Annotated in this window: 8 protein-coding genes; all 8 read left to right on the top strand. The window is 45.0% G+C overall.

What is annotated here, in order from left to right:
* The coding region (locus tag QUB44_RS29790) for a calcium-binding protein (protein ID WP_333373281.1) at positions 1-1,026 on the top strand (1,026 nt) is incomplete at its 5' end.
* 660 nt (positions 1,027-1,686) lie between these two features.
* Entirely contained in the window at positions 1,687-2,487 is an 801-nt protein-coding gene (gene minC / locus QUB44_RS29785) for a septum site-determining protein MinC (protein WP_333373277.1), read from the top strand.
* 143 nt (positions 2,488-2,630) lie between these two features.
* The gene (gene minD, locus QUB44_RS29780; protein ID WP_333178052.1) at positions 2,631-3,437 is read left to right on the top strand and encodes a septum site-determining protein MinD; all 807 of its coding nucleotides are present in this window, start codon (positions 2,631-2,633) and stop codon (positions 3,435-3,437) included.
* Positions 3,438-3,653: 216 nt separating this feature from the next.
* Positions 3,654-4,025, top strand: coding sequence for a cell division topological specificity factor MinE (minE, locus tag QUB44_RS29775; RefSeq protein ID WP_333157722.1), 372 nt, complete (start codon positions 3,654-3,656; stop codon positions 4,023-4,025).
* A 117-nt stretch (positions 4,026-4,142) separates the two neighbouring features.
* A complete protein-coding gene (locus QUB44_RS29770; protein WP_333373274.1) occupies positions 4,143-4,352 on the top strand; it encodes a hypothetical protein in 210 nt (69 codons plus the stop codon).
* A 293-nt stretch (positions 4,353-4,645) separates the two neighbouring features.
* Positions 4,646-5,221, top strand: coding sequence for a TerD family protein (locus QUB44_RS29765; RefSeq protein ID WP_333373272.1), 576 nt, complete (start codon positions 4,646-4,648; stop codon positions 5,219-5,221).
* A 12-nt stretch (positions 5,222-5,233) separates the two neighbouring features.
* Positions 5,234-5,836 (top strand): TerD family protein, encoded by a 603-nt coding sequence (locus tag QUB44_RS29760; RefSeq protein ID WP_333373269.1) that lies wholly within the window; start codon positions 5,234-5,236, stop codon positions 5,834-5,836.
* 123 nt (positions 5,837-5,959) lie between these two features.
* Positions 5,960-7,324 carry a TerD family protein gene (locus tag QUB44_RS29755; RefSeq protein ID WP_333373266.1) on the top strand — a complete coding sequence of 455 codons (1,365 nt, stop codon included), beginning with the start codon at positions 5,960-5,962 and terminating at the stop codon, positions 7,322-7,324.
* Positions 7,325-7,466 lie beyond the last annotated feature (142 nt).

Raw genomic sequence — 7,466 nt, 5'->3', positions numbered from 1 at the left:
TTTAGCGCGAGCGCTTTCGGTAATTTGACTACGACTAACTTTGACGGTGTTAGCGGTTCAAATCCTGACATTACTGGCCAAGAGTTAGTGATTTTCACAGGCGGCAGTTATGCTTCTTTGGAAGAGGCACAAGCTACAGCCGTGGGCAATTCTACAACTGCTGGTTTCTTCGCATTTACTAATGCGTCGAACGAAACGGTGTTGTATTTTGACTCGAACGGTACGGTGGCCGCTGGTTCTACCTTGATTGCGAATCTGGGTACGGCTGCTACCAATCTGGGAACGGCGGACTTTGTATTTACAGGTACGATCGCCTCTTCTGACACTGGTACTACTACCAACTCAGGTAGCGTTGCTGATTTAACTGCTGCTGGAAACACTTTCCCCGTCGCCTTTAACAACTTCGGTTCTGGTGCTGGCGGTTACAACTTCACCACTCCTGTCTTGTTTATCGGAGATGCGGCTGATAACAACGTCACGGGTACTGAGTTTGCTGACATCTTCAGCGGCGGATTGGGTGTTGATCGTTTCAACGGCGGTGCAGGTAACGACAGCATCTCCGGTGGCGCTGGTAACGACAGTCTCTTCGGCAACGCGGGTAGCGATACTCTCAACGGTGACGAGGGGAATGACACTTTAATCGGTGGTGTGGGAACCAATGTTCTCAACGGTGGTGCTGGTGCGGATCAGTTTACGTTCCTCGAAACTACTGCTGGCGGCGGGGATGTAATTACCGATTACAGCATTGCTGACGATCAAATTAGCATCTCCAACAATGGCTTTCAAATCGGAACCGGAGCTGCATTTGTGACTCAGAGTTTCTACGCTTACAGCAGCACAGTGTCTGATGTAACTGTGTTTGAAGCAAATTTAACCCAGCCGTCGTTCATTGCTCTCTACGACGGTTTGTCTACTAAACTGTATTACGATAGCAACGGTTCTACGGTTGGCGGTAACAGTTTGTTTGCAACTGTCAATAATGTCGATTTAGGAATTTCCGGTAATACTGAATTGTTCTTGTTCTAAACGGCAAGAATCCTAATCGGGATATCGAGGGTACGGTTAGGGACACAGCATGGCTGTGTCCCTACAAGATACGGGTGAGGACACAGCATGGCTGTGTCCTTTTTTTTGGTAATTGTTTAACAATTTAGCCGCTATTTTTTTGGTAGGAAAACGGCTTTGCGGTGTCCTCTTTTGCGTTGTTGTCGATGGTTGAAGTCGATCGCACTCGCGAGGGCAATTTCACCATCCAATCCGGTTGATTTTACCCGTTATACAGCACTTCCGGATGTTATGAGGTACAGTAGCAGCAATTAGTAAACCAGCTTTTGAGATGTTTCGGATTAATTAAGTCAAGAGCCACAGCAATTATCGTATCAACCATTTTAGTGGTGGTTGGCGAAAACTGGATCAATAAAGATTTAAGTTGCGACCACCATAATTCAATCGGATTAAGATCAGGAGAGTATGGGGACAAACATAAAATAGGATTGCAACGTAGTATTTTTGTAAAAAAACCCGGTTTATAGGCCCCGATGCGTAAGTCCTATAATTGTCTAAAGTGCGCGCGGACTGCCCTGGTAATGACTAATGACTAATGACTAATGACTAATGACTAATGACTAATGACCACTCAGGCTAATATTGATGTTAACCTGTCCCTACCCGAGATCAAACTGTCCCATGACACCCGATGCCTCCCCCGGAGCCGCTGCTGCCGCCCCTCAATCAACACCCGAAGTCAGCTTGGAGCTGCAAGTCCGACTCAAAACCGAAGATGGACAGCTACTGTTGCTACTCCCCCCAGAAACTAATAGCGAACCCGCAACAGCCTCCGCCTCGACTTGGACTGAACTTTGGCAGCAGCTAAAAGTCAGGCTGAATGCGGGAGAACGCTTTTGGCAGCCAAACGCAGAAGTACAATTGATGGGGAACGATCGACTTTTAGATATCCGCCAACTGCAAGAGATAGCCTCTGCCCTCTTGGAAGTGGAACTGCAACTCAAACGAGTCCACACCAGTCGCCGCCAAACCGCCGTTGCCGCAGCTACGGCAGGCTATTGTGTAGAACAGCAGCCTCCGGTTTCTTCCCTGAATAAAGCCGCCGAAAAACCGCAATCGCTGGCGGAACCTTTATATTTGCAGATGACAGTGCGATCGGGCGTAGAAATTCGTCATCCAGGCACCGTCGTACTTTTGGGAGACGTAAATCCAGGCGGCTCAGTCATTGCCGGAGGCGATATCCTAGTTTGGGGCCGTTTGCGGGGAGTCGTGCACGCTGGTGCCGGTGGCAATACCAAAAGCGTGATTATGACCTTGCAGATGGAACCGATGGTGATTAGGATTGCTAAGTATGTTGCCAGAGGCCCAGAAACCTCACCCGCTCAGTTTTTCCCGGAAGTCGCCTACGTGACGCCTCAAGGGATTCGGATCGGTAGAGCCTCTGATTTTGACAAATCGCAGTTAGTTGGGGGTAATGGTTAGTTGACAGTTGACAGTTGACAGTTGACAGTTGTTAGTTGGCAGTTGTTAGTTGTTACCAATTACCAATTACCAATTACCAATTAGCAATTAGCAATTACCAATTACCAATTACCAATTACCAATAACTAATCTAAAAATCGCTTATGGCTCGCATTATTGTTGTTACATCAGGGAAAGGCGGGGTAGGAAAAACCACCTCCACAGCCAATCTCGGCATGGCTTTAGCTAAGCGGGGACGCAACGTTGCCGTAATTGATGCCGATTTCGGTCTCAGAAATTTGGACTTGCTGCTGGGCTTAGAAAATCGGATTGTTTACACGGCATTAGAAGTTCTCGCTGGAGAGTGCCGATTGGAGCAAGCTTTGGTGAAAGATAAGCGGCAGCCGCGCTTGGTGCTGTTGCCGGCTGCCCAAACTCGGATGAAAGATGCCATCAGCGCTGAGCAAATGAAGCAGCTTGTGGGGATGTTGGGAGCAAAATACGACTATATTTTGATCGACTCTCCTGCTGGCATTGAACAAGGTTTTCAAAATGCGATCGCCCCGGCTCAAGAAGGCATCATTGTCACCACTCCCGAAATCGCTGCTGTCCGCGATGCCGATCGAGTCATCGGTCTGCTGGAAGCCAACAACGTCAAGAAAATCAACCTAATCGTCAACCGGATTAGACCCGCAATGGTGCTGGCAAATGATATGATGTCGGTGCAAGACGTGCGGGAAATCCTCGCCATTTCGCTGTTAGGCGTCGTTCCCGACGACGAGCGCGTCATCGTTTCCACCAACCGAGGCGAACCATTAGTATTGTCGGAAACGGCCTCTTTAGCTGGAACTGCCTTCGACAATATTGCCCGCCGCTTAGAAGGCGAAAAAGTTGATTTTCTAGATCTCAATCCCCGTCCCGAAAACTTCTTTACTCGCCTCCGCAAGTTCTTAAATACTAAAATTATGTGATGTGCTTATTGGCGATCGATCTTTAACAGCAGCGACCGCATCACAAAAACTAGCCCAAATTTTCCCCCAGTTACACCAGTTCCCAAAAAGAATGAAAGTGTCGCCCAGCTCCAAACCAGACGGGAATCACTGATTCCCCAATCGAAAATCGAAAATCGAAAATCGAAAATGGTATGACCTTTTCTATGCCTAACCCTTGACAAAACAGCCCGACCCATGATACATACACTTCTCGAACGACTTTTCCCGCGCACCCCTGACAACAGCCGCGACGAGGTAAAACGGCGCCTCAAACTGGTTCTAGCCCACGATCGCTCAGAACTCAGCCCAGAAATGGTTGAGTCGATGCGCCGAGAAATTCTAGAGGTGGTGTCTCGTTACGTGGAAATCGATACCACCGGGTCTGAGTTCTCGCTGGAGAGCGACCAGCGGGCTACAGCACTAATTGCAAATCTCCCGATCCGGCGAGTCAGGCTGGAACATCCACCGGAGAATTTGCCCAAGAATTTGCCCCCGAATCGGCCAGAGAATCGACCAGAATATGTACCGGAGTATGTAGTAGAAATTCTCCCCGAAACTAGAGAGTGATAGGGATTGAGATTTTATTGTCAGGCAAAGAGTTTGATTCGAGCTGATCGGCATTTAAATTAAACTATAGCAACCGCTTTCGTCGGTTAGAAAATAGACTACAATTAGTGGCCAGTTTTGCAGAGCGATCGCGCCAACTTTTGGGCACAAACTGTACATTTATACCTTTTTGATCAGGTCATTCCAGCGATCGAGTTAAATGGCATGAAGAAAATCGAAGTTGCTCAAGCGTTGGGAATCCGTCGCAACACCATCGACGCCACAAGTCGATGGTATTGCAACGCAGGAGACTTCCCAGCGGAGCGCCTTGTGGAAACGGCCTGGTAATGGTCACGGGCATCACAAAACAGAGCCAAGTTCCGAGAGTTCAAAATACACAAGCACAATAACCCAAGCTGAGATTACACAACTGTGGGAGGCAGGGCATGATTGCTTTGTACTCATACAAAAAAAATAATTAAGAGTTGTAACCCCTATTGACATCGGCACAGTTAGCTAATATTCTTATTATTTAAGATTTAAAATTCTCCAACTATTTCCAGCAAAAACTTAATAAAGTTTTCCAGTCCGCGCCTCCCTCCATAACCACTTCTAATTCTAATAAAGAGGAAGATTGAATCATGGCAGTATCTCTGACAAAAGGACAACGGGTATCGCTTGAAAAAATTTCACCCGGTCTCTCAGAAGTATTCGTAGGACTGGGATGGGACGTTAAAGCTACAGACACGGGTTCTGACTTTGACCTAGACTCATCATTGTTCCTATTAGGTGCTAATGAAAAATTAATTTCTGACAATCACTTCATTTTTTATAACAATCTCACAAGTCCAGATCCCGACAAATCAGTGCAGCACCTGGGAGATAATCTCACGGGGGCGGGCGAGGGGGATGATGAAGTTATCAAAATCAACCTCAAAAAAGTGCCTAATGATGTCCAAAAAATTCTTGTAACTGTAACCATCCATGAAGCACAGCAACGCCATCAAAATTTTGGTCAGGTGCAAAATGCCTTCGTGCGGCTCGTTAATGCCCAAACACAACAGGAAGCTGTTCGCTATGACCTTGTAGAAGATTATTCCATAGAGACCGCACTGATCATGGCTGAACTTTACCGGAAAGACGGTGAGTGGCGTCTCAATGCAGTGGGAGCAGGCTATCAAGGTGGTTTGCAAGCATTACTCGATCGCTATAGCTAAAAGGTAAAACACATGGGAATTAACCTACAAAAAGGACAGCGCATCTCGCTTTCCAAAGAAGCGCCAGGGCTAACAAAACTGATCTGCGGATTAGGGTGGGATGTGGCAAAACGCTCAGGTGGAGGTTTGTTTGGGGCTTTTAGCAGTGCTCCAGATTATGACTTGGATGCCTCAGTGATTTGTTTAGATCGAAATGACAAAGTGAATGATATGACCAATATCGTTTATTTTGGCAATCTTTCCCACCGTTCAGGAGCTATTACGCATCTAGGTGATAATCTGACTGGAGCGGGAGAGGGAGATGACGAGCAAATTCTCGTCGATTTATCTCGAATTCCCGCGCAAATTGTCAAACTGGTTTTTACAGTTAACATTTACGATTGCATTGCACGCAAGCAAGACTTCGGACAAGTTCAAAATGCGTTTGTGCGTTTGGTTAATACGTCTAATAATCAAGAACTTGCAAAATACAACCTATCAGGTTCTGAATACAAAGGCATGACGGGGATGCTGATGGCAGAAATCTACAAGCATAATGATGAGTGGAAAATGGCGGCGATCGGTAACGGTGTTAAGGTTAATGGGTTGCAGGAACTTGTGAAAACCTATGCTTAACAACTCCTTCGGTACATAGATGCTCCTTACTTCCTGGAATCAGAAGTGGACAACAACGATCGAAACCTTTTTTTGTTGACAATAGCTAATCAGCCGAATTTACATTGAAGGAAAACCAATAGAATGGGAATCCAATTAACCAAAGGTGAAAGGTTAAATCTTTCTAAAGCTGCTCCCGATTTAAAACACGTGGCGATTGGCTTAGGTTGGGATGTGAGTCAGGTTGGCCCAAGCTATGATATTGATGCTTCTGTGTTTATGTTAGGTGCTGCCGGCAAAATAATTCATGAAAAATACTTTGTATTCTATAATAATCTGAAATCACTGGATGGCTCTTTAAGACATTCAGGAGATAACAGAACTGGGCAAGGCGAAGATGATGATGAGACGATCTACGTAGATTTGACAAAAGTCAAGATTGCTATTGAGCAAATAGTTTTTGTTGTCACTATTCACGAAGGGCTGGAAAAAAATCAAAATTTCAGCCAAGTTAAAAATGCGTTTATCAGGCTTTACAACCAGGAAACAGGAGTCGAGTTAGCTCGGTACGATTTAAAAGAAGCTTTTTCTCAAGAGACAGCGTTGGAGTTTGGCAGATTGTATAGAAAAGATTTGGCATGGAGATTTCAAGCAGTAGGAGAAGGCTATAATGCCGGCTTGCAAAGTTTTGTAGATCGGTATTTTGTTGATATTAAACAGGAAGAGAAGAAAGTAGACAAGCCTGTCTTAACTCCTGAACCTGAAAAAGAGACCAAACAGCAACCTATTGATATTACAAAAAAAGCAGATATAATCCTTTTAAAAGCAAAAGTAGATATTTGTCTTAAAAAGAAAGGGATTGAGGGTATCCTAGCAAGAGTCGCTTTGGTTTTGGATATTTCTGGATCTATGAGCCATCAATATAGTTCTGGTGCAGTGCAAGCGTTCCTTGAAAGAATAGTTCCAGTAGCTAGCAGACTAGATGATGATGCCACTTTAGATGTTTGGTTTTTTGGCTCAACATTCAAAAGAACAAGATCGGTGACGGAGACAAATGTTGATGGCTATATCACAAAAGAAGCCGGCGCAATGAAGAGAGCTTTACTTGTTTTTAAAATGCCTTCTCTGATGCTGGAATTAGGCGGGGGAAACAATGAAAGTTTGGTAATACAAGATGTCATAAAGAAGTATACTCAGGAAAAGGCTAGTAAACTGCCTACATTTATTGTTTTCCTCAGTGATGGAGGCGTTACTAATGAGCCAGAACTTAAAAAATCTATAGTTGAAGGTGCAAAATATCCGATTTTTTGGCAATTTGTGGGATTGGCTGGTTTTAACTATGGAATTCTGGAAAGACTAGATAGTATGGGTGGCCGGCTGGTTGATAACGCTAACTTTTTTCATTTAGACGATTTGGGAAAAATCACTGATGAACAATTGTATGAAAGACTGCTGAATGAATTTCCCGCTTGGATTAAGCAGGCCAGATTGAAAGGAATATTAAAATAGGGAAATCGGAGCATTTTGTTGGAGACTGTGGCAACTATCAACTCAACCCATAGCCTTAGCTAAAATGGCTCTCCTGAGTTTATGGTGTAAAATAGATCAACCAATACAGTTGTAGTGATGAGCTTTCATTTAGACTATCTAT

The organism is Microcoleus sp. AT3-D2 (assembly GCF_036705715.1).
In the GTDB taxonomy this organism is placed as follows: domain Bacteria; phylum Cyanobacteriota; class Cyanobacteriia; order Cyanobacteriales; family Microcoleaceae; genus Microcoleus.
Note: the sequence above shows the minus strand (reverse complement) of the source record. Positions and strands in the feature narration are given on the sequence as shown.

Excerpts from the sequence above, each read along its gene's own strand:
- minC (WP_333373277.1), top strand. The coding sequence starts at position 1,687 with ATGACACCCGATGCCTCCCCCGGAGCCGCTGCTGCCGCCCCTCAATCA.
- QUB44_RS29755 (WP_333373266.1), top strand. The coding sequence starts at position 5,960 with ATGGGAATCCAATTAACCAAAGGTGAAAGGTTAAATCTTTCTAAAGCT.
- QUB44_RS29760 (WP_333373269.1), top strand. The coding sequence starts at position 5,234 with ATGGGAATTAACCTACAAAAAGGACAGCGCATCTCGCTTTCCAAAGAA.
- minE (WP_333157722.1), top strand. The coding sequence starts at position 3,654 with ATGATACATACACTTCTCGAACGACTTTTCCCGCGCACCCCTGACAAC.
- QUB44_RS29765 (WP_333373272.1), top strand. The coding sequence starts at position 4,646 with ATGGCAGTATCTCTGACAAAAGGACAACGGGTATCGCTTGAAAAAATT.
- minD (WP_333178052.1), top strand. The coding sequence starts at position 2,631 with ATGGCTCGCATTATTGTTGTTACATCAGGGAAAGGCGGGGTAGGAAAA.